The organism is Micromonospora sp. KLBMP9576 (genome assembly GCF_050941805.1).
In the GTDB taxonomy this organism is placed as follows: domain Bacteria; phylum Actinomycetota; class Actinomycetes; order Mycobacteriales; family Micromonosporaceae; genus Micromonospora.
This window is the reverse complement of sequence record NZ_CP194567.1, coordinates 3,286,194-3,309,351: the sequence shown is the minus strand read 5'-3', so window position 1 is coordinate 3,309,351 and position 23,158 is coordinate 3,286,194. Positions and strand designations below refer to the sequence as shown.

The following is a 23,158-nucleotide window of genomic DNA, read 5'->3' as shown; positions in this document are numbered from 1 at the left end:
GACACGGTGAGGGGCCGCGCGCGCGGCCCCTCACCGCTGCCCGGGGCGGCCGGCCGCGCCTGGCGTACCCTCGGCGCGGCCTTCGTCCTGCTCGTCTTCGTCCCGCCGCTGCTGCTGCTCGTCTCCGGCTCGCTCACCGAGCCGGGCCTGCCGCCGCCACCCACCCCGCGGCTCGTGCCGGAGCCGGTCTCCACCACCGGCTACCAGCAGGCCGTCGAGCTGGGCGGGCTGCTGCGCGCCTCGCTCAACTCGGTCCTGGTCGCGGCCGTCGCGGTGCCGCTGAGCGTGCTCGTCGCCGCCCTGGCCGGTTTCGCGCTGGCCCGGGCCGCCCCGCGCGTCACCGGCATCGTCCTGGCGGCCAGCCTGGTCGCGCTGATGGTGCCGGCCACCGCGCTGTTGGTGCCGCGCTTCGCGATCTTCCGGATGCTCGGCCTGACCGACACCCTGGTGCCACTGGTCGCCCCGGCGCTGCTGGGCACCTCACCGCTCTACGTCCTGGTCTACTACCTGGCCTTCCGGGCGCTGCCGGCCGACCTCTACGACGCCTGCCGGGTGGCGGACCTGTCGCCGCTGCGCACCTGGTGGCGCGTCGCCCTGCCGCTGGTACGCCCGGTCACCGCCGGCCTCACCGCCCTGACGTTCGTGCTCACCTGGTCGAACTTCCTCGACCCGCTGGTCTACGTCTACGACCGCGACCTGTTCACCCTGCCGCTGGCGCTGCGCTCCCTGTCGGTGCTGGACCCGACGAACTTCCCCGTGTTCCTGGCCGGCGCGGTGCTGGCCACGGTGCCGGCGCTGGCCGTCTTCGCGCTCGCCCAGCGGCGCTTCCTGCACCACGACGACCCGACGGGACGGAACTGACGATGCGACCGGCAACGGAACCGACGACGCGACCGAAGGCGCTGCTCGCGCTGCTGCTCACCGCCGTGCTGGCCGTCGCCGGGTGCGGCTCCGGCGCCGGGTCGTCCGCCGACGGACCGGTGCGGCTGCTGGTCTTCGGCGCCCCGGAGGAACTCGCCGCCTACCGCACCCTCGTCGAGGCGTACGAGAAGGCGCGCCCCGGCACGGACGTGCAGCTCGTCGAGGCCAGTGACCGCAAGGACCTGCTGGCCCGGCTCGCCACCTCGGTGGCCGGCGGCGCCCCGCCGGACGCGTTCCTGATGAACTACCGCTTCTACGGCCAGTTCGCCGCCAAGGACGTCATCGAGCCGCTCGACGACCGGCTGGCCGCCTCCGGGGCCGTCGACCCGGCCGACTACTACCCGGTGGCGTGGGACGCCTTCCGCTGGCGCGACCGGCAGCTCTGCCTGCCGCAGAACGTCTCCAGCCTGGCCGTCTACTACAACCGCACCCTGTTCGCGAAGCACGGGGTGCCCGAGCCGAAGGCCGGCTGGACCTGGAACGACCTGGTCGGCGCGGCCACCGCGATGACCCGCGACGCCCGTGGCGTGGTCGTCAGGGCCACCGAGAGCGAGGGCGCGGCGCTGCGCCCGGCCGTGCACGGCCTCGGCGTCGAGCCGTCGATCATCCGGCTCGCCCCGTTCGTCTGGTCGGGCGGCGGCGAGATCGTCGACGACCCGGCGAAACCGACCCGGCTGACCCTGGACACCCCGGCCGCCCGGGACGCGCTGAAGAACCTCGTCGACCTGCGGCTGGCGTACGGGGTGGTGCCCACCGACGAGGAGGTGGAGGCCGAGGACGACGAGTCGCGCTTCGCCAACGGCCGCCTCGCCATGCTGATGGGTTCCCGCCGTTCCACCACCACGTTCCGCTCCATCACCGGCTTCGAGTGGGACGTCGCCCCGCTGCCCGTCTACCGGGAGCAGGTCGGGGTGCTGCACTCCGACGCGTACTGCATGACGCGGGGCGGGAAGCGCAAGGACGCCACGTGGCGGTTCCTGGAGTTCGCCATCGCCGAGGAGGGCCAGCGGATCATCGCGGCCACGGGCCGCACCGTCCCGTCGCACATCGACGTGTCGCGGTCGCCGGCGTTCCTCGACCCCGCCCGGCCGCCGCGCGGCGCGAAGGTCTTCCTCGACGCCATCCCCACCGTCCGGACGCTGCCCACCGTCTCCACCTGGCCGGAGATCGAGGACGTCACCTACGGCATCCTGGAGAACGCCATGCACCGCGGCGACCGGCTCGACGACGTGATCCGCGACCTCGACCAGCAGACCCGGCCCATCTTCGCCCGCGGGGAACACGGGTGAACGAGGCGGGTCTCGCCCTGGCCGGCGTGTCGGCCGCGTACCGCGGCGTGCCGGTGCTGCACGAGGTCGACCTGGCCGTCGCGCGGGGCGAGCTGCTGGTGGTGCTCGGCCCGTCGGGCGCCGGCAAGTCGACGGTGCTGCGGGTCGTCGCCGGACTGGAGCCGGTCACCGCCGGCCGGATCCGCATCGCCGGGCGGGACGTCACCGCCGAACGTCCGGGCCGGCGCGACGTGTCGATGGTGTTCCAGTCGTACGCGCTCTTCCCGCACCTGAGCGTGGCGGAGAACATCGCCTTCGGCCTGGAGGTGCGCGACGTCCCCCGCGCGGCGGCCCGGCAGCGGGCCCGCGCGGCGGCGGAGACCGTCGGCTGCGCCGCCCTGCTGGACCGGCGGCCCGGGCAGCTCTCGGGCGGCGAACGGCAGCGGGTGGCGCTGGCCCGGGCCCTGGTCCGCGAGCCGGAGGTGTTCCTGCTCGACGAGCCGCTGTCCAACCTCGACCAGGCGCTGCGGGTGCAGATGCGCGCCGAGCTGCGGGCCCTGCACGAGCGGCTGGGCGCGACGATGGTGCACGTCACCCACGACCAGACCGAGGCGCTGGTGCTCGCCGACCGGATCGCCGTGCTGCGCGCCGGGCGCATCGAGCAGGTCGGCACCCCCGACGAGATCTGGCACAGCCCCGCCACCACCTTCGTCGCCCGCTTCGTCGGTTCCCCGGCGATGAACCTGCTGCCCGCGCACGGGCCGGTGCGGCCCACGGGCGCGGCACCGCCCGGGGCGACCGTCACGGAGTCCGGCCGGCTGGAGATCGGCTTCCGGCCGGAGGCCGTCGACCTGGCCGTGACCGACGGCACGGCGGCCACCGTCGACCGCGTCGAGGTTGTCGGCGAGGACGCGTACGCGTACCTGACGCTCGCCGGCGGGCACCCCGTCGTCGCCCGGGTGCCCGCCGCCCGCCGCCCCGGGCGCGGCGCGGCGGTACGCGTCGGCGTGCGCTGGGCCGACGTGCACGTCTTCCACGCCGGCTCCGGGCACCGGTACGCCCCGTGACGGGCACCGACCGCCGCTCGCGCCGGCAGTTGGCGCTGATGCTGACGCCGTACCTGGTCGGTCTCGTCGGGCTGGTGCTGCTGCCCGCCGCCATCACCCTGGCGCTGGCCTTCACCGAGTACGACCTGCTGCGCCCGCCCCGCTGGGTGGGGCTGGACAACTTCGTGGCGCTGCTGGGCGACCCGGTGTTCCGGGTGTCGCTGACCAACTCGCTGGTCTTCGCGCTGGTGGCCGTACCGCTGCGGATGCTGCTCGCCCTCGGCCTGGCGCTGCTGCTGCACCGCCGCGCCGTCGGCGTCGGCGGTGCCCGCACCGCGGCGGTGCTGCCGACGGCGGTGCCGGAGATCGCCTACGGGCTGCTCTGGCTGTGGCTGCTCAACCCCCTCTACGGCCCGATCAACCAGCTGCTGCGCACGGGCGGCGAGAACGGCCTGACCGCGCTGGGACGCACCCCGCCGCAGTGGCTCACCGACCCCACCGACGCCCGCGCGGCGATCGTGCTGATGAGCCTGTTCACCGTGGGGGAGACCTTCGTGGTGCTGCTGGCCGCCCGCCGCGCGCTGCCCCGCGACGTCTACGAGATGGCGGCGATCGAGGACGCCACCGGCTGGGACGTGTTCCGCCGCGTGACGCTGCCCCTGATGGCGCCGGTGCTGGGGCTGCTGGCGGTACGCGACGCCATCCAGAGCCTGCACTTCTCGTTCGTGCCGGCGTTCGTGGTGACCGACGGCGGCCCGCCCCCGTACGCCACCACCTACCTGTCGCTGTTCGTCTACCGCACCGGCTTCGAGTACCTGCGCTACGGCTACGCCGCCGCCGCGACCCTGGTGATGATCCTGCTGACCGTGGCGGCGGTGCTGGTGCAGTGGCGGCTGATCCGCCGCTACCGGGGGTTCTACCGGGTGTAGGGGCGGCGGTGCCTGCGTCGCCCGCGAAACCCCGGTGAAACCGTGGTGATGCCGGTCGCCCGCACGCTGCCACCATGACGACACCACCACCACGGGCGGCGATCGCGGCGTCCGGCCTGCGCAAGTCGTACCGCGGGCACGTCGTGCTCGACGGCATCGACCTGACCGTCCCGGCGGGCACCGTCTTCGCTCTGCTCGGCCCGAACGGCGCGGGCAAGACCACCGCCGTGCAGATCCTCTCCACGCTGATCCGGGCCGACGGCGGCCACGTCCGCGTCTTCGGGCACGACCTGGCCACCGAGCCGGACAGGGTGCGGGCGACGATCGGCGTCACCGGCCAGTTCTCGGCGGTCGACAACCTGCTCACCGGCGCGGAGAACCTCCAGCTCATGGCGGACCTGCGGCACCTGGGCCGGGCCGCGGGCCGGGGGGCGGTGGCCGCCCTGCTGGAGCGCTTCGACCTGACGGCCGCGGCCGACAAGCCGGTGGTGGCCTACTCGGGTGGGATGCGGCGGCGGCTGGACCTGGCGATGACGCTGGTCGGCGAGCCGCGACTGATCTTCCTGGACGAGCCGACGACCGGCCTGGACCCGCGCAGTCGCCGGGTCATGTGGGAGATCATCCGCGATCTGGTGGCCGGCGGGGTGACCATCTTCCTCACGACGCAGTACCTGGACGAGGCCGACCAGCTCGCCGACCGGGTAGCCCTGCTCGACGGGGGACTGCTGGTGGCCGAGGGCAGCCCCGACGAGCTGAAGCGGCTGGTGCCGGGGGGCCACGTCCGGTTGCGGTTCGCCGACTCCGGCGCGCTCGCGGCGGCGGCCCGGGCGCTGCCGCAGGCGACCCGCGACGACGAGACGCTCACGTTGCAGGTCCCCGGCGACGGGGGCGTCCGGTCGGTCAAGGCCCTGCTCGACCGGCTCGACGACGCGGCGGTCGAGGTCGACGCGCTGAGCCTGCACACCCCCGACCTCGACGACGTCTTCCTGGCCCTCACCGGCCGCCCCACCGACGAGAAGGTGAGCACGAAGTGACCACCCTGGCCCACACCCTCGGCGACTCCAGGACGATGCTGCGCCGCAACCTGCGGCACGCGATGCGCTATCCCGCCCTGACCGTGACCGTCGTCGGTGTGCCGGTGATCTTCCTGCTGCTGTTCGTCTACGTCTTCGGCGGCACGCTCGGCGACGGCCTCGGCGATGTCGCCGGGGGGCGTGGCGCGTACGCCAACTACGTCACCCCGGGCATCCTGATGGTCGCCATCGCCGGCACCGCCCAGGCCACGGCCATCTCGGTGGCGATGGACATGACCGAGGGCATCGTCGCCCGCTTCCGGACGATGTCGATCGCCCGCTCGGCGGTGCTGACCGGGCACGTCGTCGGCGCCGTGCTGCAGACGATGTGCGGCCTGGTGGTCGTCGGCGCGGTGGCGCTGCTCGTCGGGTTCCGGCCGACGACCGGCCCGGCCGGGTGGCTGGCGGCGGCGGGGATGCTGACGCTGGTGGCCTTCGCCATCACCTGGCTGTCGGTCGCGCTGGGCATGGTCACCAAGACCGTGGAGAGCGCCAGCAACCTGCCGATGCCGCTGGTCCTGCTGCCGTTTCTGGGCAGCGGGTTCGTGCCGACGGACTCGATGCCGGCGGGCCTGAGCTGGTTCGCCGAGCACCAGCCCTTCACCCCGATCATCGAGACCCTGCGCGGCCTGTTGTTCGGCGCGGCGAGCGGCGGCAGCGCGGTGCGGGCGGTGGGGTGGTGCCTGGTGATCGCACTGGTCGGCTACCTGTGGGCACGCAGGCTCTACGACCGGGACCCGTCGCGTTGAGCGGTCACGGGCGGCCGCGTACCGCCGCGAGGGCGACGGCGCGCAGGTCGTCGTGACCGAGGGCGGCGTACGACGAGGAAGCCTCGTCGTACGCCGCCGCGTCGGCCTCGCGGGCCTGTGCCCTGGCGGTGGCCGAGGACATGGTCGGCTGGAAGCTGCGCAGGTGGTGGAACCGCTCGGCCAGCGCGACCAGGCGGGCGCCGGCGGCCAGCTGCCGGCGCTCGTCGCCACGGCGCGCGCGGGCGAGGTCCACGGTGCCCAGCGCCAGCAGCAGCGCCCCGCAGATCGGCCGCTGCATCAGGAACGCCGGCGGATCGGCCATGGGCCGGTCGAGCAGCGCCACCAGTGTGCGCGCCAGCTCGTCCGCGAGGCCCTCGACGAGGTCGAGCCGGCCGTTTCGGGCATGGGCGACGACGCACGCCGCGTGCACCTCCAGCATCCACGGCGCCTCGCCCACCGCTTCGGCGGGCTCCACCGGGTGGTCGGCGGCGCGGCCCCACAGTCGCAGGCCCGCGTCGACGTCCCCGCCGGCGAGGGCCAGCTCCGCGCGGATGCCCCACTCGAACGCCCCCATCCCGTGCGTGTGGTCGGCGCGGTCGAACGTCGCGCGTTCGGCCCAGTGTCGTGCCTCGTCGAGCGCGCCGAGTTGCAGGTTGACCAGCACCAGCGTCCACCGGATCTGGTGCACGTCCAGCCACGGTCCCGACCCGGTGAGCAGGTCCAGCGCGGCGGTGAGGTTGCGGCGGGCCTCGTGCCCGAGTTCGGCACCCAGGCACAGTTCGCCGACGCGCGCGTGCGCGAGGACGCGCAGCCAGGTGAGCGGCTGGCCGTGCACGGCGGTGAGCATCCGCCGGGCCGCGACCAGGGCTTCGCCCGGCGCGCCCTCCTGCTCGAGGAGATAGCTGGCGAGGCAGTTCGCCACGCCGGCCACCGCCGGGGCGGCAGCGTCGCACAACGCCGTCAGCACCGCCCGGTCCGCGCTGATCTCCGGCACGGCGCCCAGCACGAGGCAGAGCGCGCCGACCACGGTGTCCGGTGGCGCGGACGGCAGCCGGCGCAGGGTCGCCAGGGCGCGGGTCGCGTGCGGGCCCAGGACCATGAACGTGTGCGCCACGCAGAGCGCCGCCACGGTGCGGGTGACGGCCACGAACGGCGGTGGCGGACGGAAGTGCGACAGCACCGGGCCCGTCTCCTCGGCGAGCGTCAACATCCGGGAATGGTTGACGTCCATGGTCCACAGCGCGGCCAGGACCGCCGACGTGGCCGCGACCGTGGGCCCGTCGTTGTCGGCGACCGCGTACCGCAGCGCCTGGACCAGGTTGTCCTGCTCGGCGCGGACCAGCCCGGCGGCGGCGAACGCGGTCGCGCCGAGCAGCGACTCGTGGTGCGCCAGGCCGAAGTCGCGGGCCCAGCCGAGGAAGGCGGCGCGCACCCCGTCGGCGTCGCCCGACTCCGCACGACGCGCGCCGGCGAACTCGCGGACGGTCTCCAGCATCCGGAACCGGGCGCCGGCCGGCGTCTCCTCGACCCTCAGCAGCGACTGGTCGACGAGGTGCTCCAGCACCGTGGTCACGTCGGTACGGCCGAGCAGGCGCGCGGCGGCCGGCGGGCCGAAGCCGCCGGGGAAGACCGACAGGGCGCGCATCGCCGCCTGCCCGTCCGGCCCCAGGAGGTTCCAGCTCCAAGCCACGACGTCGTGCAGGGTGTGGTGGCGTTGCGGCGCGTCGCGGGGGCCCCCGCGTAGCAGGGCGAAGCGGTCGTCGAGCCGGCGGGCGATCTCGGGCACCGTCATGGCCCGCACCCGCGCCGCGGCCAGCTCGATGGCCAGCGGCAGGCCGTCGAGGCGCCGGCACAGGTCGGCGACCGCCTCGGCGGGCAGGCCGGCGCCGGGCCGGGCGGCCCGGGCGCGCTGGGTGAACAGCTCGACGGCGGCCGGTGGGGCCAGTTCGGGCAGTGGGTGCACCGACTCCGACGACAGCCCCAGCGGGGTGCGGCCGGTGGCGAGCACCCGCAGGTCCGAGGTGGCGGCCACCAGCGCGCCGACCAGGTCCGCGACGCCCCGTACGACCTGCTCGCAGTTGTCCAGGACGAGCAGCACCGGCCCGGGGCCGAGCGCGCCCACGATCGCGGCGACCGCGTCCGGTGCGACGGGGGCCGGGCCGGCGGGCGCGTTGCGGGCCTCACCGACACCGAGGGCTGCGGCCACCTCGGCCGCGACGTCGGCGTCGGCGGTGATGCCCGCGAGCGGCACCAGGCGTACGACGCGCTGCTCCGCCCGCCGCGCGACGGCGTACGCCAGCCGGGTCTTGCCGAGGCCGCCCGGACCCACGACGGTTGTCACCCGCGACGCGCGTAGCAGCCCGGCCACCGCGGCGAGGTCTTCGTCGCGCCCGAGCAGCGGGTTGGGTTCGTGCGGGACGTGGTGGTGGGCCGGAGCGGCCTCTCCGCCGAGCAGCGTGCGGTGCAGTTGCCGTAGCGCGGGCCCCGGGTCGGCCCCGAGGTCGTCGCGCAGTGCCCTGCGGTACCGCTCGTAGCGGGCCAGCGCCACCGATGGGCCGCGGGTGGCCGACTCGCAGCGCAGCAGCTCACCGAGGATCTCCTCGTCGCGCGGCGAGCGCGTGGCCAGGGCGTCGAGCGGCGACAGGGCCTCGGCGTGGCGACCGAGCCGGGACAGGGCCAGCGCGCGGGAGCGTCGCAGGGACCGGTGGACCCGGACGCGGTCCGCCCGCAGCACCGCCAGCGGATCCGCACCGGGTGGGTCATCGGTGGGCGGCCCGCTCCAGAGGGCGAGGCCGGCGTCGGCGTGGGCGAGCGCCGCGGTGTGGTCGCCGGCGCGGGCGGACCGCTCGGCCGACTCGCCGTGCCGCACCACGGCGGCGGCGTCGACCTGCTGCTCCCCGAGGCTCAGGCGGTACCCGGTGGCGGTCGTGGCGATCACGTCGCCGCCCAATTGTGCCCGCGCGCGGGAGACGAGGATCTGCAGGGCCTTCGTGGGGTTGCGTGGCTGCTCGTGCGGCCAGAGCGCGTCGATGAGCCGGGACGCGGCGCAGTCGCCGGGGAAGTGGTCGGCGAGCAGTGCGAGCAGCCCGCGCAGCCGGGGACCGGTGATCTCCCGGCCGCGAAAGGTCACCCTCGACAGCAGGATCAGCTCGGCGCTCACCCGAACAGGTTAGGACGCGGGCGCCCGGCGTCCAGTAACCGCGGCGCCGGCCCGGTAATCCCGGGGGACGTGCGGCTCGGGTTCGCGGTCACCGGGCAGGCACGGGTGCCCGACGTCTGGGCGATGCGGCGGCCGGCCGCCGGTGACCGGGTGTAGGCGGCGCCCGCCCGGGTAGCCGCCGGGAATGGAGCTGGTCGAGGAGTCGCCGTACCGCTTCCGGATCGACCGGCGCGACCCGATGCGGGTGCCGGGGGTGGTCTTCGCGTCCCGGTCGTTGCTGCCCGACGCGGGGGCGGACAAGTCGCTGGAGCAGGTGGCGAACGTGGCCACGCTGCCCGGCATCGTCGGGGCCTCGTACGCCATGCCGGACGTGCACTGGGGCTACGGGTTCCCGATCGGCGGCGTGGCCGCCACCGACGTCGCCCACGGCGGGGTGGTCTCGCCCGGCGGAGTGGGTTTCGACATCTCCTGCGGGGTGCGGCTGCTTGCCGCCGACGTCGACCGCGACGGGCTGCGGCCCCGGCTGGACGCGCTGATGGACGGCCTCGGCGAGGCCACCCCCCGTGGCATGGGCCGGGGCGCGGTGTGGCACCTGTCGACGGGCGCGGAACTCGACGCGGTGCTGCGCGGCGGCTCCCGCTACGCGGTCGAGCGTGGCTTCGGCGTCGAGGAGGACCTGCGCCGCTGCGAGGACGCCGGCGCCGTCGGCGACGCCGACCCGACGCAGGTCAGCGAGCGGGCGGTCGAGCGCGGCGCCCGGCAGGTAGGCAGCCTGGGCTCCGGCAACCACTTCCTGGAGGTGCAGGCCGTCGCGGAGGTCTACGACGACATCGCGGCGACCGCGTTCGGGCTGCGCCCCGGGCAGGTCTGCGTGATGATCCACTGTGGGTCCCGGGGGCTGGGTCACCAGGTCTGCACCGACCACGTCCGCCGGATGGAGAAGGTGATGGCCCGGTACGGCATCCACGTCCCGGACCGCCAGCTCGCCTGTGCCCCGGTCTCCTCCCACGAGGGCCGCGCCTACCTGGGTGCGATGGCCGCCGCCGCCAACTACGCCCGCGCGAACCGGCAGTTGCTCGCCGATGCCGCCCGCAAGGTCTTCGCCCGGGTCACCGGCAGCCGCCTCGACCTGGTCTACGACGTCTCGCACAACCTCGCGAAGATCGAGACGCACGACGTCGACGGCGAGCGGCGCGCGTTGTGCGTGCACCGCAAGGGGGCCACCCGCGCCCTGCCGCCCGGGCACGTCGACCTGCCCGACGACCTGCGCGACGTGGGCCAGCCGGTGCTCATCCCCGGCTCGATGGGCACCGGCTCGTTCGTGCTCACCGGCGTGCCGGGGGCGCCCGCCTTCGCGTCCACCTGCCACGGGGCGGGGCGGGTGCGCAGCCGCAAGCAGGCCGTGCGCGCGGAGCGCGGGCTGGACCCGCACGCCGAGCTGGCCGCGCAGGACATCGCCGTGCGCGGCGCGTCGCGGCGCGGTCTGGCCGAGGAGATGCCGGCGGCGTACAAGGACGTCTCGGCGGTGGTGGCCGCCGCGGAGGGCGCCGGGCTGTGCCGGAAGGTGGCCCGGCTGGTGCCGCTGGGTGTGGTGAAGGGCTGAGCCCGGCCGTTCACACGTCCAGCGTCACCGCGCAGGACCAGCCCGTGGGGCCGGGGCCGAAGCGCAGCTCGTGCAGGGAGACGGCTTTCGGCACCGCGCCGACCAGCTCGACGGCGTCGGTGTCCGCCGTGCGCCAGCGCACCAGCAGGCCGCCGGCGCCGTCGTCGGCGACCTCGGTGTGCAGCGGCAGCTCGCCCGCCGTCTCCATCCGGAAGATCACTTCGTCGAGTACGCCCAGCAGCAGGTCCGCGTCGTCGTCGCCGGCCGGCGCGTGGAACTCCCGCTGCGGGCCGGGGGGTGCCCCGGCGGGGTCGACGAACGTGTCGACCAGCGCGGCGACTGCCTCGGCGACGCACTCCCGCCGGGTCGGCGCCCACGCCTCGACGCGCACGTCGGCGGTGTGCGGCAGGCGGCGGTGCCCCCGCCCGTTACGTGGCTGCATGCTCCGATCCTCCCGCCATCGCGCGGCGCGCGACGGCGGTTCAGGTCAGGCCGAGGCGGGCGATGGGCTCGACGAGTTCGCGTTCCTCGTAGGCGAGGTGGGACAGCAGTGTGTCGCTGAGCAGGTCGACCGCGGCGCGCAGCTCGGGCATCCCGTCGGAGACGGAGACGAACGCGACGAGGGCGCGGTCGACGCGCTCCAGCACGTCGTGGATGGCGTGGTGCTCCTGCTCGAGCCGGTCCAGCACCGGGGCGAGCCGGGCGTCGCCGCCGCGCAGGTGCGGGAAGATCGCCCGGTCCTCCAGGGTGTGGTGGGTGGTGACCACCCGGCAGTACGACTCGCAGTACGTGCCGAGGGTCCACTTGTTCTGCCGCATCGTCATGGTGTTGATGTGCGAGCGGGCCGTGCCGGCGTCGAGCAGCCCGGCGCCGACCTGCTCCACCAGGTCGTGCAGCCGGGCCAGCTCGGCGCGCAGCCCGTCGTGCACGTCGATGAGGTGCTGGGCGCCGGCCTGGTCGTCCGGGGTGTAGGTGCGCGCCGGGTCCGGCGCGGGCCCGGCGGGCCGGGTGCTCTCGTCCCAGACCCGGATCGCGCTGCGGCGCACGCCGTCGTCGGGTGTCGGAACGACGGCGAAGGCTCCCACCCCGGCGGGCCGGCCGACGTCGCCCGGCGCCCCGGTTGCCGCCCCTCGCGCGCTGCCGGCGGTGGCGGGCGTGCTGCCGGCCCCGCCGGGCGGGGTGGTGTAGGCGCGTTCGCCCGCCACCAGCTCGCGCACGGCGGGGGCCACCTCGGCGGCGAAGCGCCGCAGGTCCTCGGGCTCGTCGCTGCCCAGGATGAAGGTGCTGATCCCGTCGCTGAGCGCGAGGTCGGCCAGTTCCTCCGCCCACTGCTCGGCGGGCCCGTGCAGCGGCCCCCGGCCGTTCGGCGCGAACCGGCCGGTGACGTTGAGCAGGCGGCGCACGTCGGCCGGGTCCCGGCCGGCCTGCCGCGCGGCCTCGTCGATGATGGTGTTGCCCCTGGCGAGGTCGCCGGGTTGCAGGTAGCTCAGCGACGGCAACCACCCGTCGGCCCGTCGCCCGGTCAGCGCCAGCATCCGCGGCTTGTACGCGCCCAGCCAGATGCCCACGTCGTGGGCGGGCGCGGGGCCCCGTTTCGCGCCGACGACCCGGTGGAACTCGCCGTCGACCCGGACGCCGCCGCGCGCGTCGACGTCCCAGACCTGGCGGATGACGTCGATCGCCTCCGTCAGGGCCCGCACGCCCTGCCCGGGGGAGAGCCGGCGCCCGCCCATCGCCTCGATGGCCTCCCAGAACGCGCCGGCGCCCAGGCCGAGTTCCACCCGGCCGCCGCTGAGCAGGTCGAGGCTCGCCACGCTGCGGGCCAGCACGGCCGGCGGGCGCAGCGGCAGGTTCGTCACGTTGGCCGCCAGCCGCACCGTGCCGGTGCGGGCCGCCACGAAACTCATCAGCGTCCAGGTGTCGAGGAACGCGGGCTGGTAGGGGTGGTCCTGGAAGGTGACGAGGTCGAAGCCGACCTGCTCGGCCAGCATGGCGAGGCCCACGACCCGCCCCGGCTCGGCGTTGCCGGGCGTCAGGAACGCCCCGAATGTCAGCGGATGACCGTAGTCGCTCATGTCGGCACTCCCTTTTCGCCTTGAAGCCTCTCACGCGGACCGGACCCGACCCTGAGTCGACCCTGAAATCGTCCGCCGTCGCCGTCGGGGGACCTCGGCCGGCCCGGCCGGGAAGTATCGTCGGCGCGTGCGGATCACGAAGTTCACCCACTCCTGCGTCCGGCTGGAGCACGCCGGGGGTGTACTGGTCATCGATCCGGGCACCTGGAGCGAGCCGCGGGCCCTGGCCGGCGCGGACGCGGTGCTGGTCACCCACGAGCACACCGACCACGTCGACGTGCTCCGGCTCGCCGGGCTCGGCGTGCCGGTCTTCGTGCCGGCGGGGGCCGTGCTGCCCGACCTGGCGCCGCTCTCCGTCACCAGGGTCGGTGCGGGCCAACGGTTCACCGCCGCCGGCCTCACCGTGACCGCGTGGGGCGGGCGGCACGCCACCATCCACGGCGGCCAGCCCGACTGCCCCAACCTGGGTTACCTCGTCGACGACGCGGTCTACCACCCGGGCGACTCCCTGCACCGGCCCGACCGGCCGGTCGAGACGTTGCTGGTCCCGGCGCAGGCATCCTGGCTGAAGCTCGCCGAGGCGATCGACTTCGCCACCGCCGTCGGGGCCGAGCGGGTGTTCCCGATCCACGACGCCCAGCTCAACGAGCGTGGCCTGACCAGCGTGAACGGCTGGTTCGCCGAAAATGTGCCCGGCTACCGGCACCTGGCGCCGGGCGAGCACGCCTGAGTGGACCACGGGCCGGCAGCCCTGCGCACCACCACCGGCCGTGTCGCCTGCGGAGCGACTGCTATACGGTCGATGGGTGAGGGTTGAAGAGCACTGGTGGAACGGCGACACGTCCCGGCGTGGGCGTCGGGACGTGTACATCCGCACTGACGGGCAGCGTTGGGACGTTCAGGTACGGATCGGCGGTGAGTCCGGCCGGTCCAAGGTGCAGGAATGCCCCGGTCGCACGTCGGCGGTCATCCTGGCCGGCGCCTGGCGTGGCAATCACCCCGCCTGGCGCGAGGTGACGGACTGACGGCTGTCGCCGGCGCACCGGCGACAGCCGGACAACGCCTGGCGACGGCCGCTCGCGGCCGGCTTCCCCGTCGGCGTTGGTCACAATCTGGTCACCATTCCGTTCGGGGCGGCGTGAACCGCCCCCGGTGACGACGGCGCGCTCATCGGGCAACCGATGGGCGCGCCGTCGCGGTCCGAGCGGTGGCCGAACCGTCAGAGGCCCCGGACGGTCTCGACCAGTTGGTCCAGTGCGGTGCCCCAGCCCTCGACGAATCCCATCTTCTCGTGGGACTGCTTGGCCGAGGCGTCGGCGTGGATCGCGGTGGCCGTGTACTTCGTGCCGTTGCCGCTGCGTTCGATCCGGATGACGGCGGTGAACGGGAAATCACCGTCCGTGCCGACCTGCGGCCGGAAGCCGGGGCCCAGCCCCGAGGTGAAGACCAGCGTCCTGCCCTCCTCGACGACCAGGATGCAGCCGGTGCTCGGATACTCCGTGCCCTCGGGCGAGCGCATCACGGTGTGGAACCTGCCGCCGGGCTGGAGATCGATCTCGCAGGAAGAGGTCGACCAGGGCTTCGGTGCGAACCACCGCACGACCAGCTCGGGCGTGGTCCAGGCCCGCCAGACCAGCTCGGGCGCGACGTCGACGGTGCGTTCCAGGACGAGGTCGAGGTCCGGGTTCACGCTGGGGTAGGCGGTCATGTCTGCTGCTCCTTCAGGTCGTGGAGAAACGAGTCGAGCTGATCGAGGCGTCGGGTCCACACGGCGCGCTGACCGGCGAGCCAGTCATCGACGTGCGCGAGCGGCTCCGGCGCGAGCCGGTACGTCCGCACCCGCCCCCTCTTCTCCGACGTCACCAGGCCGGAGCGCTCGAGGACGCCCAGGTGCTGGGTGAACGACGGCAGTGCCATGTCGAACGGGCGGGCGAGTTCGCTGGTCGTCGCGGGCCCTCGGCCGAGGAGCTCGACGACCCGGCGCCGGGTCGGGTCGGACAGCGCGTGGAACACGCCGTCCAGGGTCCCGTCTCCGCCACCGTCTCGCTTAGGCATGTGCCTTAGTATGTCATGCTGTGGGCATGGCCGACGCGAACGCCCCGCAACCGGTGCTCCTGCACGTGTACTGCCGCCTGACGGTCGCCGTGACGGACCCGCAGGCGGTCACCGACCACGCCGTGGCCGACTTGCGGGCGGCGGACATCGACTGGTCCACGGAGGAGGACGACCTCGACACGGCGGTGGCGGAACTGCGCGGCGACATCGCAAGCTCTTTGGCGTCCGGGCTGGACATCGGCCGGATGGTCGACGGCATCCCGGGTGCGGAGGCGAGGGGTGGGCTGGCCTGGGCCGAGTCCGGGCCGCCGCGTGACGCCGTCTGGCACGACGAGCGGTCGGGCAGCCCCGCCACGCAGGACGGCCCGGCGACGTAGCGCGTCCCGCCGGGCGCCGCAGTCAGGCCACCGGGGGATGGGTGTCGCGGTAGATGGCCGCCAGCCAGACGTCGCGCAGCACGTCGACCACGTCGTGCTCGGCCACCGCCGGACCGTCGCCGGCGAAGGTGGCGTACCAGACGCGCTCGCTCATCGAGTTGAGCGCGACGGCCAGGTCGCGGGCGGGCACCCCGTCGGGGGCCGCGCCGCGCCGCCGTTCGGCCTCGATCGCCGTCTCGACCGCGTACACCCAGCGCTCCAGCACACTCGCCCACAGCCGGCGCACCTCGGCGTTGGTGCCGCGCACCTGGGCGCAGGCCAGCACGACGGCGCGGTGCGCGCCGAAGGTCTCGTGGAACCGCCCGATCAGCTCCCGCCAGCGCCCCCGCGGGTCCTCGGCCAACCGCTCCAGCGCGTCGCCCGCGGCGGTGTCGGCCTCGGCGATGACCCGGTCCAGCAGCGTCAGCAGCACCGCGTCCTTCGACGGAAAGTAGAAGTAGAACGTGGGCCGGGAGATGCCGGCCCCACGCGCCAGGTCGTCGATGGAGATGTCGGCGAAGGCGCGCTGGCGCAGCAGCCGCTCGGCGGTGGCCAGGATGGCCAGCTCCCGTTCGTCGCCGGCGGACCGGGCCGCGCGCCGTCCGCGCCCGGTGGCGCTCCCGGTGCTGGTACGGGCGGGCGTCATGCCCGCTGACTCTACTGGGCTCGACACCCCGTCGGCTGGACTCGACAGGGTGTTGACGGGCGTCGACACCCGTGGTTAGTGTCCGGTGTCACCGGCGGACGGGAGACGAGATGGCCACCGACCACGTCGACGTGCTCATCGTCGGTGCCGGCCTGTCCGGCATCGGGGCCGCCTGCCACCTGCGCCGCCACTGCCCGGAGAAGACGTACGCGGTGCTGGAGTCCCGCGACGCGGTCGGCGGCACCTGGGACCTGTTCCGCTATCCCGGCGTCCGGTCCGACTCCGACATGTTCACCCTCGGCTACTCCTTCAAACCCTGGACCGACCCGAAGGCCATCGCCGACGGCGACTCCATCCGCGACTACGTGCGCCGCACCGCCGACGAGTACGGCGTCACCGACCACGTCCGCCTGCGCCACCGGGTGCTGCGCGCCGACTGGGACGGCGAGAGCGCCCGCTGGACCGTGCACGCCCACCGCGACGACACCGCCGAGACCGTCACGCTGACCTGCTCCTTCCTGTTCGCCTGCGCGGGCTACTACCGCTACGACGCCGGCTACACCCCGGCGTTCGCCGGCACCGAGCGCTTCGCCGGGCGGATCGTGCACCCGCAGCACTGGCCGGCTGACCTCGACCACACCGGCAAGCGGGTGGTGGTGATCGGCAGCGGCGCCACCGCCGTGACCCTGGTGCCGGCGATGGCCGAGCGGGCCGCCCACGTGACCATGTTGCAGCGCTCACCCACGTACGTCATCGCGCTGCCCTCACGCGACGTGCTCGCCGACGCGCTGCGCCGCTGGCTGCCGGCGAAGACCGCGTATCCGGTGGTGCGCTGGAAGAACATCCTGCTCTCCACCGCCAACTTCCAGCTCAGCCGGCGCGCGCCCGCCCTGGTCAGGAAGCTGCTGCTGCGCGCCGCCCGGGGCCGGCTGCCGGCCGGCTACGACGTCGACCGGCACTTCTCGCCCCGCTACGACCCGTGGGACCAGCGGCTGTGCGTGGTGCCCGACGGCGACCTGTTCAGCGCCCTGGCGCGGGGAGCGGCGTCCGTGGTCACCGACACCGTCGACACCTTCACCGAGCGCGGCGTCCGGCTCCGCTCCGGCGCGGAGCTGGCGGCCGACGTCGTGGTCACCGCCACCGGGCTCAACCTGCTCGCTCTCGGCGGCATGACGCTCCGTGTCGACGGCGACGACGTGGCGCTGCCCCGCACCGTCGCCTACAAGGGCATGATGCTCTCCGGGGTGCCGAACTTCGCGATGACCATCGGCTACACCAACGCCTCGTGGACGCTGAAGGCCGACCTGGTCGCCACCTACGTCTGCCGGCTGCTGCGCCACCTGGACCGCACCGGTCAGCAGGTCGTCACCCCGCTGCCGCCCCCCGACGCCGGGCGGGTGCCGCTGATCGACCTGGCGTCCGGCTACGTGCTGCGCAGCGTCGACACCCTGCCCAGGCAGGGCGCCAGGGCGCCGTGGCGGCTGCACCAGAACTATCCCCGGGACGTCCTGCTGATGCGGCACGGCCGGCTCACCGATTCCGGCGTGCGGTTCTCCCGCGCCGGCACCCCCCGACGGAGGACCGTTCGTGCGTAGGTTCGTCTTCCCCGGCGCGACCGCCGTGCTCACCGGTGCCGCCAGCGGCATCGGCGAGGCCCTCGTCCACTCGCTCGCCCGTCGGGGCAGCGACCTGGTGCTGCTCGACCGCGACGCCGGGCGGCTCGACGCCGTCGTCGCGGCCGTGCGCGCCGCGCACCCCGACCGGCAGCTCACCACCTACCTGGTCGACCTGGCCGACGCTGCCGCCACCGCGCGGGTGGCCGAGGAGATCCGGCAGCGCCACCCGGCCGTCCGGCTGCTGGTCAACAACGCGGGCGTGGCGTTGGGCGGCCGGTTCGACCAGGTGAGCCTCGACGACTTCGGCTGGGTGCTCGACGTCAACTTCCGCGCCGTGGTGCAGCTGACCCACACGCTGCTGCCCACCCTGCGGGCCGAGCCGGGCGCGCATCTGGTCAACGTCTCCAGCCTCTTCGGCCTCATCGCCCCGGCCGGGCAGACCGCGTACGCGGCCAGCAAGTTCGCCGTCCGCGGCTTCACGGAGGCGCTGCGCCAGGAGTTGGCCGGCGACGGGATCGGCGTGACCTGCGTGCATCCCGGCGGGATCCGCACCCGCATCGCGCAGAACGCCCGGGTCGGCGGCGGCGTTCCCGCCGAGGAGTTCGAGACGAGCCGCCGGCAGTTCGAGAAGCTGCTCACCATCGACCCCGCCCGCGCCGCAGAGGTGATCCTGCGTGGCGTCGAGCGCCGCCGGGGCCGGGTGCTGATCGGCTGGTCGGCGCGGCTGCCCGACCTGCTGGCCCGGGTGGCGCCGGCGGCGTACCCGCGGGTCCTGGCCTTCGGGCTCGACCGCGTCGCGGGCGATTCCGCCCGCCGCCTCACCACCGCGCCGGCCGCCCCCACGACGCGCCGCCCCGGCGCCGACCGGGCCGGGAAGGCGGCGTGAGCGCCGGGCCCCGGCCCCGGCACGTCACTGTGGACGGCCGGCGGGTGTGTCATCGCGTCGACGGCGACGGGCCCCCGGTGCTGCTGCTGCACGGCATCGGCCGCACCCTGCGCGACTTCACCGAACTGCACGATCTGCTCGCCCGGCGGTTCCGGGTGCACAGCGTCGACCTGCCCGGCTACGGCGGTTCGCTGCCGATGGCCCGGCCCTGCACCCTGCCGGCGCTGGCGGACTTCGCCGCCCGCTACCTCGACGCCGTCGGCGTCGACCGGCCGGCGCACCTGGTCGGCAACTCCCTCGGCGGCGCGGTCGCCATGCGCCTCGCGGCAGCCGAACCGGCCCGGGCGGCCAGCCTGACGCTGGTCAACAGCGCCGGCTTCGGCCGGGAGGTGACCATCGCGCTGCGGCTGCTCGCGCTGCGCCCGCTGGGCCGGCTGCTGCTGCGGCCGACCCGGTGGGCGGCCCGCCGCACCGAGCTGTCGCTCTTTCACGACCCGGCCTTCGCGACCGCCGAACGCGTCGCCCACGCCCTGGCCGCCGCCCGCCAGCCGTACGCCGCCCGGGTGATGCTGGAGACCGCGCGCAGCCTCGGCACCTTCCGGGGCGTGAGCCCACACTGGCGGGAGGAACTCCTGGCCGAGGTGCGGCGGCTCGACCTGCCCACCCTGGTCGTCTGGGGCGAGCGGGACCTGATCCTGCCCGCGACGCACCTCGCCGCCGCCCGGTCCCGGCTGCCGGCCGCGCGTACCCACCTGTTTCCCGAGTGCGGGCACATGCCGCAGATCGAGTGCGCCGAGGAGTTCCATCGCCTGCTCGTCGACTTCTGGGCCGAAAGCGGCACGCAACAGGTGGAGGGGGACTAGCCGGGAACGCCGGTCGGGCCGGCGACGGGGTGGTCCGCGCCACTGCGCAGCGGGGCGCGGGGACGCGCCCCGGCGACCCCGCTCACCATGGCACCATGACAACCGCCGTCGCCGCGCGCCTCGACGACGACGCCGACGTGCCGCGTGCCCCGCGGTGCGGGTGCTGACCGCGCCGGTCGCCGCGCGCCGACCCGGGGCCGGACTCGTCTGGGGCGTGGCCCTGGCCGCGTACGTGGCCGCCGTGTTCCACCGCAGCTCACTCGGTGTCACCGGCGTCGACGCGGCCCACCGGTTCGACATCAACGCCTCGGCGCTGGCCGTCTTCTCCGTCGCCCAGCTCGCCGTGTACGCGGCGATGCAGGTCCCGGTCGGCGTGCTGCTCGACCGGTTCGGCTCCCGCCGGCTGCTCCTCGTCGGCGGCGCGCTGATGGTCGCCGGTCAACTCTGCTTCGCCCTCGCCACCGGCATGCCCCTCGCCATCGTCGCCCGGGTGCTGATCGGGCTCGGCGACGCGATGACCTTCATCAGCGTGCTGCGGATCGTGGCGCTGTGGTTCCCGGGGCGCCGCTACCCGATGATGACCCAGCTCACCGGCACGTTCGGCCAGCTCGGGGCCATCCTCGGCACCGTGCCGCTGGTGGCGTTGCTGCACCGGGCGGGCTGGACCCCCGCCTTCCTCACCGTCGCCGCGATCGGCGCGACGGTGCTGCTGATGGTCGCCGCCGCCGTCCGGGACACCCCGCGCGGCGAGGTACCGGCCGGCGCCCCGCCCACCCGCACCGACGTCCGCCGGGAACTCGCCGCCGCCTGGGCCCAGCCGGGCACCCGGCTCGGCCTCTGGACGCACTTCGTCACCCAGTTCTCCGGCGCCGTGTTCGCCCTGCTCTGGGGCTACCCGTTCCTGGTGCAGGGACAGGGGCTCAGCCCGACCGCGGCGGCGTCGCTGCTGACCCTGATGACCGCCGCCATGCTGCTGGCCGGCCCGGCGATCGCGCACCTCTGCGCCCGGTACCCCTTCCACCGTTCGGTGCTCGTCTTCGTGACCATCGGCGCGACCGCCACGGCCTGGACCGTGGTGCTCGCCTGGCCGGGACGCGCACCGGGCTGGCTGCTGGTCACGCTGGTGCTGGTCCTGGCGGTCAACGGCCCGGCTTCGATGATCGGGATCGACTACGCCCGCAGCTTCAACCCGGTCAACCGGATCAGCAGCGCCACCGGCGTGGTGAACGTCGGCGGCTTCGCCGCCTCGATCCTGCTGGTGCTGGCCGTCGGCGTGGTGCTCGACGTGGCCACCCCGCCGGGCCGGGCCACCCCCGACCTGAACGCCTTCCGGTGGGCGTTCGCCCTGCAGTACGTCCTGTGGGGACTCGGCGCGCTCCAGGTCCTGCGCTACCGCAACGCGGCCCGCCGCGCGATGGCCGCCGCGCCGCCGCCTGGCCGGCCGTGACGGCCCGCCTCGGTGCGCCCGCTCGCGCGGAGGCACAGCTCAGCGACGCCGGCGACCGTGGGTGAGGTCGTCCAGCACCAGGGTCAGGCCGGCCCCGAGCAGCCACACGTCCTTGGCCAGGCCGATGCCCTGCTGGGTGGGGCGCAGGCTGCCCGGCTCGCGCATGCCCGGCGTCCTGAGGTAGAGCTGCACGAGACCGGCGCCGAACGCGGCCAGGCCCAGGCCGGCCAGCGCCGACGGCACGAACGGCGCGAGCAGCGCCGCGCCCAGAGCGATCTCCGCCCGGGAGAGCAACCGGGCGAACCGGTCCGGGTCGAGCTGCCCGAGCTGCGGGACGGCCCCGACAGCCATCGCGTGTACGCCCTGCGCCGCCTCGCCCTCCAGCGACCGCTTGCCCCACCCCGAGTTGAGGACGAACGCGCCGACGCTGACCCGCAGTGGCAGATGGCTGATCTTCATGGGCGCACTCCCGTCCGACCGACGAACCGTGCCCCCGCCTACCCTTCGCCGATCGGGATAACCGCCCGAGGGACCCGGCTCTCCGCGACGATCGGGGTAGCTTCGCCCGAGGAACGTTTGATCGAGGTGCCGGGCCAGCGCACCGACGGACGCCGACGCGACGCGTCGGCGGGAAGCAGGAGGAACCGTGAGCCAGCAGGTCAGGGGAGTCATCTCCCGCAGCAAGGGCGCGCCGGTCGAGGTGACCACCATCGTGCTGCCGGACCCGGGGCCGGGTGAGGCGATCGTGCGGATCCAGTCCTGCGGGGTCTGCCACACCGACCTGCACTACCGGGAGGGTGGCATCAACGATGACTACCCGTTCCTGCTCGGGCACGAGGCGGCCGGCGTGGTCGAGCAGGTGGGGCAGGGCGTCGACGGCGTCGCCCCGGGCGACTTCGTGGTGCTCAACTGGCGGGCCGTCTGCGGGGTGTGCCGGGCCTGCCGCCGGGGCCGCCCGTGGTACTGCTTCGCCACCCACAACGCGGCGCAGAAGATGACCCTCACCGACGGCACCGAGCTCACGCCGGCGCTGGGCATCGGCGCCTTCGCGGAGAAGACCCTGGTCCACGCCGGTCAGTGCACCAAGGTCGACCCGGCGGCCCGACCCGCCGCCGTGGGGCTGCTCGGCTGCGGCGTGATGGCCGGGCTCGGGGCCGCCATGAACACCGGCGGGGTCACCCGGGGAGACTCGGTGGCCGTGATCGGTTGCGGCGGCGTCGGGGACGCGGCGGTCGCCGGGGCCGTCCTGGCCGGCGCGACGACGATCATCGCCGTGGACACCGACGCCCGCAAGCTCGACTGGGCCCGCAAGTTCGGTGCCACCCACACGGTGGACGCCCGGGCGGACGACCCGGTCGAGGCGATCCGCGCCGCCACCGGTGGCTTCGGCGCCGACGTCGTGATCGACGCGGTCGGCCGCCCCGAGACCTGGAAGCAGGCCTTCTACGCCCGCGACCTGGCCGGCACCGTCGTGCTGGTCGGCGTGCCGACCCCGGAGATGACCGTCGAGGTGCCGCTGCTCGACGTGTTCGGCCGGGGCGGCGCGCTGAAGTCGAGCTGGTACGGCGACTGCCTGCCCAGCCGCGACTTCCCGATGCTGACCGAGCTCTACCTGCAGGGCCGGCTCGACCTGGACGCCTTCGTCACCGAGGAGATCGCCCTGGACCAGGTCGAGGAGGCGTTCGCCCGGATGCACGGCGGCGACGTGCTGCGCTCGGTGGTGATCCTCTGATGGCGGCCCGGATCGAGCACGCCGTCACCTCCGGCACGTTCTCCCTCGACGGCCAGACCTTCGACGTGGACAACAACGTGTGGGTGGTGGGCGACGACGTCGAGTGCGTCGTCGTCGACGCCCCGCACGACGTCGACACCATCCTGGCCGCGGTCGGCGACCGACAGGTACGGGCCATCCTCGCCACCCACGCCCATGACGACCACGTCCGGGTGGCCCCGGCGCTGGCCCGGGCCACCGGCGCCCCGGTGCTGCTGCACCCCGCCGACCGGGTGCTGTGGGACATGGTGCACCCCGGCGAGGCGCCGGACGGGGAGCTGCGCGACGGGCAGCGCATCGAGGTGGCCGGCACGGCGCTGACGGTGCTGCACACGCCCGGCCACAGCCCCGGCGCGTGCAGCTTCCACGCGCCGGCGCTCGGCGCGGTGTTCACCGGCGACACGCTCTTCGCGGGTGGGCCGGGGGCGACGGGACGCTCGTACAGCGATTTCGGCACGATCGTCGCGTCGATCCGGGACCGGCTGCTGACCCTCCCACCGGAGACGGTCGTGCACACCGGGCACGGGCCGAGCAGCACCGTCGGCGCGGAGGCCCCCCACCTGGACGAGTGGCTGGCTCGGGGGCACTGATCCACCCGCCGCCCGCGGTGGCCCCACGGGTTAGGCTCCGATGA

23 protein-coding genes are annotated in these 23,158 nt (G+C 74.7%); 16 read left to right on the top strand and 7 right to left on the bottom strand.

The window, feature by feature from the left end; all coding sequences use genetic code 11:
- Positions 1 to 6: 6 nt before the first annotated feature.
- From ACQ452_RS14890 to ACQ452_RS14865, 6 genes are all read left to right on the top strand, one after another.
- Positions 7 to 861, top strand: coding sequence for a carbohydrate ABC transporter permease (locus ACQ452_RS14890; protein ID WP_433384435.1), 855 nt, complete (start codon positions 7 to 9; stop codon positions 859 to 861).
- A 2-nt stretch (positions 862 to 863) separates the two neighbouring features.
- Positions 864 to 2,210 (top strand): ABC transporter substrate-binding protein, encoded by a 1,347-nt coding sequence (locus ACQ452_RS14885; RefSeq protein WP_433384432.1) that lies wholly within the window; start codon positions 864 to 866, stop codon positions 2,208 to 2,210.
- Positions 2,207 to 3,256, top strand: coding sequence for an ABC transporter ATP-binding protein (locus tag ACQ452_RS14880; protein WP_433384429.1), 1,050 nt, complete (start codon positions 2,207 to 2,209; stop codon positions 3,254 to 3,256). The genes ACQ452_RS14885 and ACQ452_RS14880 overlap by 4 nt, the downstream gene beginning before the upstream one ends.
- A gap of 38 nt (positions 3,257 to 3,294) precedes the next feature.
- Positions 3,295 to 4,164 carry a carbohydrate ABC transporter permease gene (locus ACQ452_RS14875; protein WP_433394154.1) on the top strand — a complete coding sequence of 290 codons (870 nt, stop codon included), beginning with the start codon at positions 3,295 to 3,297 and terminating at the stop codon, positions 4,162 to 4,164.
- Between the two features lie 74 nt (positions 4,165 to 4,238).
- Entirely contained in the window at positions 4,239 to 5,198 is a 960-nt protein-coding gene (locus ACQ452_RS14870; RefSeq protein WP_433384426.1) for an ATP-binding cassette domain-containing protein, read from the top strand.
- Positions 5,195 to 5,986: an ABC transporter permease gene (locus ACQ452_RS14865; protein WP_433384423.1), complete on the top strand. Its 792-nt coding sequence runs from the start codon at positions 5,195 to 5,197 to the stop codon at positions 5,984 to 5,986. Before ACQ452_RS14870 ends, ACQ452_RS14865 begins: the two co-directional genes overlap by 4 nt.
- 4 nt (positions 5,987 to 5,990) lie before the next feature.
- On the opposite strand, the gene ACQ452_RS14860 is transcribed toward ACQ452_RS14865, so the two are convergent.
- Complete coding sequence (locus ACQ452_RS14860) at positions 5,991 to 9,146, bottom strand: ATP-binding protein (RefSeq protein ID WP_433384420.1); 3,156 nt, start codon at positions 9,144 to 9,146, stop codon at positions 5,991 to 5,993.
- A 184-nt stretch (positions 9,147 to 9,330) separates the two neighbouring features.
- Here ACQ452_RS14860 and ACQ452_RS14855 point away from each other — a divergent pair, with 184 nt between their 5' ends.
- On the top strand, positions 9,331 to 10,749 hold the full coding sequence (locus ACQ452_RS14855; protein WP_433384417.1) for an RtcB family protein: 1,419 nt from the start codon (positions 9,331 to 9,333) through the stop codon (positions 10,747 to 10,749).
- A 10-nt stretch (positions 10,750 to 10,759) separates the two neighbouring features.
- Here ACQ452_RS14855 and ACQ452_RS14850 read toward each other — a convergent pair whose 3' ends face one another.
- Positions 10,760 to 11,191, bottom strand: coding sequence for an archease (locus tag ACQ452_RS14850; RefSeq protein WP_433384415.1), 432 nt, complete (start codon positions 11,189 to 11,191; stop codon positions 10,760 to 10,762).
- Between the two features lie 40 nt (positions 11,192 to 11,231).
- Complete coding sequence (locus tag ACQ452_RS14845; RefSeq protein WP_433384412.1) at positions 11,232 to 12,824, bottom strand: LLM class flavin-dependent oxidoreductase; 1,593 nt, start codon at positions 12,822 to 12,824, stop codon at positions 11,232 to 11,234.
- Positions 12,825 to 12,951: 127 nt separating this feature from the next.
- On the opposite strand from ACQ452_RS14845, the gene ACQ452_RS14840 reads away from it, so the two are divergent.
- Complete coding sequence (locus tag ACQ452_RS14840; RefSeq protein ID WP_433384409.1) at positions 12,952 to 13,554, top strand: MBL fold metallo-hydrolase; 603 nt, start codon at positions 12,952 to 12,954, stop codon at positions 13,552 to 13,554.
- Positions 13,555 to 13,630: 76 nt separating this feature from the next.
- A complete protein-coding gene (locus ACQ452_RS14835; RefSeq protein ID WP_433384406.1) occupies positions 13,631 to 13,849 on the top strand; it encodes a hypothetical protein in 219 nt (72 codons plus the stop codon).
- 194 nt (positions 13,850 to 14,043) lie between these two features.
- Here ACQ452_RS14835 and ACQ452_RS14830 read toward each other — a convergent pair whose 3' ends face one another.
- On the bottom strand, positions 14,044 to 14,532 hold the full coding sequence (locus tag ACQ452_RS14830; RefSeq protein WP_433384404.1) for an SRPBCC family protein: 489 nt from the start codon (positions 14,530 to 14,532) through the stop codon (positions 14,044 to 14,046).
- The gene (locus tag ACQ452_RS14825) at positions 14,529 to 14,879 is read right to left on the bottom strand and encodes an ArsR/SmtB family transcription factor (protein ID WP_433384400.1); all 351 of its coding nucleotides are present in this window, start codon (positions 14,877 to 14,879) and stop codon (positions 14,529 to 14,531) included. Before ACQ452_RS14825 ends, ACQ452_RS14830 begins: the two co-directional genes overlap by 4 nt.
- 26 nt (positions 14,880 to 14,905) lie before the next feature.
- Here ACQ452_RS14825 and ACQ452_RS14820 point away from each other — a divergent pair, with 26 nt between their 5' ends.
- Positions 14,906 to 15,256 carry a hypothetical protein gene (locus ACQ452_RS14820; protein ID WP_433384397.1) on the top strand — a complete coding sequence of 117 codons (351 nt, stop codon included), beginning with the start codon at positions 14,906 to 14,908 and terminating at the stop codon, positions 15,254 to 15,256.
- Between the two features lie 22 nt (positions 15,257 to 15,278).
- Here the strand turns inward: ACQ452_RS14820 and ACQ452_RS14815 are convergent, their stop codons facing one another.
- Complete coding sequence (locus tag ACQ452_RS14815) at positions 15,279 to 15,941, bottom strand: TetR/AcrR family transcriptional regulator (protein ID WP_433384394.1); 663 nt, start codon at positions 15,939 to 15,941, stop codon at positions 15,279 to 15,281.
- A 110-nt stretch (positions 15,942 to 16,051) separates the two neighbouring features.
- On the opposite strand from ACQ452_RS14815, the gene ACQ452_RS14810 reads away from it, so the two are divergent.
- The 4 genes from ACQ452_RS14810 to ACQ452_RS14795 all read left to right on the top strand — a co-directional run bounded on the left by ACQ452_RS14810 (position 16,052) and on the right by ACQ452_RS14795 (position 20,753).
- A complete protein-coding gene (locus ACQ452_RS14810) occupies positions 16,052 to 17,536 on the top strand; it encodes a flavin-containing monooxygenase (RefSeq protein ID WP_433384391.1) in 1,485 nt (494 codons plus the stop codon).
- A complete protein-coding gene (locus ACQ452_RS14805) occupies positions 17,529 to 18,443 on the top strand; it encodes an SDR family NAD(P)-dependent oxidoreductase (protein ID WP_433384388.1) in 915 nt (304 codons plus the stop codon). The genes ACQ452_RS14810 and ACQ452_RS14805 overlap by 8 nt, the downstream gene beginning before the upstream one ends.
- The gene (locus tag ACQ452_RS14800) at positions 18,440 to 19,306 is read left to right on the top strand and encodes an alpha/beta fold hydrolase (protein WP_433384385.1); all 867 of its coding nucleotides are present in this window, start codon (positions 18,440 to 18,442) and stop codon (positions 19,304 to 19,306) included. The genes ACQ452_RS14805 and ACQ452_RS14800 overlap by 4 nt, the downstream gene beginning before the upstream one ends.
- 154 nt (positions 19,307 to 19,460) lie before the next feature.
- Complete coding sequence (locus ACQ452_RS14795) at positions 19,461 to 20,753, top strand: MFS transporter (protein WP_433384382.1); 1,293 nt, start codon at positions 19,461 to 19,463, stop codon at positions 20,751 to 20,753.
- Positions 20,754 to 20,792: 39 nt separating this feature from the next.
- Here the strand turns inward: ACQ452_RS14795 and ACQ452_RS14790 are convergent, their stop codons facing one another.
- Positions 20,793 to 21,212, bottom strand: a complete 420-nt coding sequence (locus ACQ452_RS14790; protein ID WP_433384379.1) for a hypothetical protein — start codon at positions 21,210 to 21,212, stop codon at positions 20,793 to 20,795.
- A gap of 187 nt (positions 21,213 to 21,399) precedes the next feature.
- Here ACQ452_RS14790 and ACQ452_RS14785 point away from each other — a divergent pair, with 187 nt between their 5' ends.
- The gene (locus ACQ452_RS14785) at positions 21,400 to 22,485 is read left to right on the top strand and encodes an S-(hydroxymethyl)mycothiol dehydrogenase (RefSeq protein ID WP_433384376.1); all 1,086 of its coding nucleotides are present in this window, start codon (positions 21,400 to 21,402) and stop codon (positions 22,483 to 22,485) included.
- On the top strand, positions 22,485 to 23,114 hold the full coding sequence (locus ACQ452_RS14780) for an MBL fold metallo-hydrolase (RefSeq protein ID WP_433384373.1): 630 nt from the start codon (positions 22,485 to 22,487) through the stop codon (positions 23,112 to 23,114). The genes ACQ452_RS14785 and ACQ452_RS14780 overlap by 1 nt, the downstream gene beginning before the upstream one ends.
- The last annotated feature ends 44 nt before the right edge of the window (positions 23,115 to 23,158 follow it).

Excerpts from the sequence above, each read along its gene's own strand:
- ACQ452_RS14885 (WP_433384432.1), top strand. The coding sequence starts at position 864 with ATGCGACCGGCAACGGAACCGACGACGCGACCGAAGGCGCTGCTCGCG.
- ACQ452_RS14875 (WP_433394154.1), top strand. The coding sequence starts at position 3,295 with ATGCTGACGCCGTACCTGGTCGGTCTCGTCGGGCTGGTGCTGCTGCCC.
- ACQ452_RS14870 (WP_433384426.1), top strand. The coding sequence starts at position 4,239 with ATGACGACACCACCACCACGGGCGGCGATCGCGGCGTCCGGCCTGCGC.
- ACQ452_RS14855 (WP_433384417.1), top strand. The coding sequence starts at position 9,331 with ATGGAGCTGGTCGAGGAGTCGCCGTACCGCTTCCGGATCGACCGGCGC.
- ACQ452_RS14850 (WP_433384415.1), bottom strand. The coding sequence starts at position 11,191 with ATGCAGCCACGTAACGGGCGGGGGCACCGCCGCCTGCCGCACACCGCC.
- ACQ452_RS14845 (WP_433384412.1), bottom strand. The coding sequence starts at position 12,824 with ATGAGCGACTACGGTCATCCGCTGACATTCGGGGCGTTCCTGACGCCC.
- ACQ452_RS14830 (WP_433384404.1), bottom strand. The coding sequence starts at position 14,532 with ATGACCGCCTACCCCAGCGTGAACCCGGACCTCGACCTCGTCCTGGAA.
- ACQ452_RS14825 (WP_433384400.1), bottom strand. The coding sequence starts at position 14,879 with ATGCCTAAGCGAGACGGTGGCGGAGACGGGACCCTGGACGGCGTGTTC.
- ACQ452_RS14820 (WP_433384397.1), top strand. The coding sequence starts at position 14,906 with ATGGCCGACGCGAACGCCCCGCAACCGGTGCTCCTGCACGTGTACTGC.
- ACQ452_RS14815 (WP_433384394.1), bottom strand. The coding sequence starts at position 15,941 with ATGACGCCCGCCCGTACCAGCACCGGGAGCGCCACCGGGCGCGGACGG.
- ACQ452_RS14810 (WP_433384391.1), top strand. The coding sequence starts at position 16,052 with ATGGCCACCGACCACGTCGACGTGCTCATCGTCGGTGCCGGCCTGTCC.
- ACQ452_RS14790 (WP_433384379.1), bottom strand. The coding sequence starts at position 21,212 with ATGAAGATCAGCCATCTGCCACTGCGGGTCAGCGTCGGCGCGTTCGTC.
- ACQ452_RS14780 (WP_433384373.1), top strand. The coding sequence starts at position 22,485 with ATGGCGGCCCGGATCGAGCACGCCGTCACCTCCGGCACGTTCTCCCTC.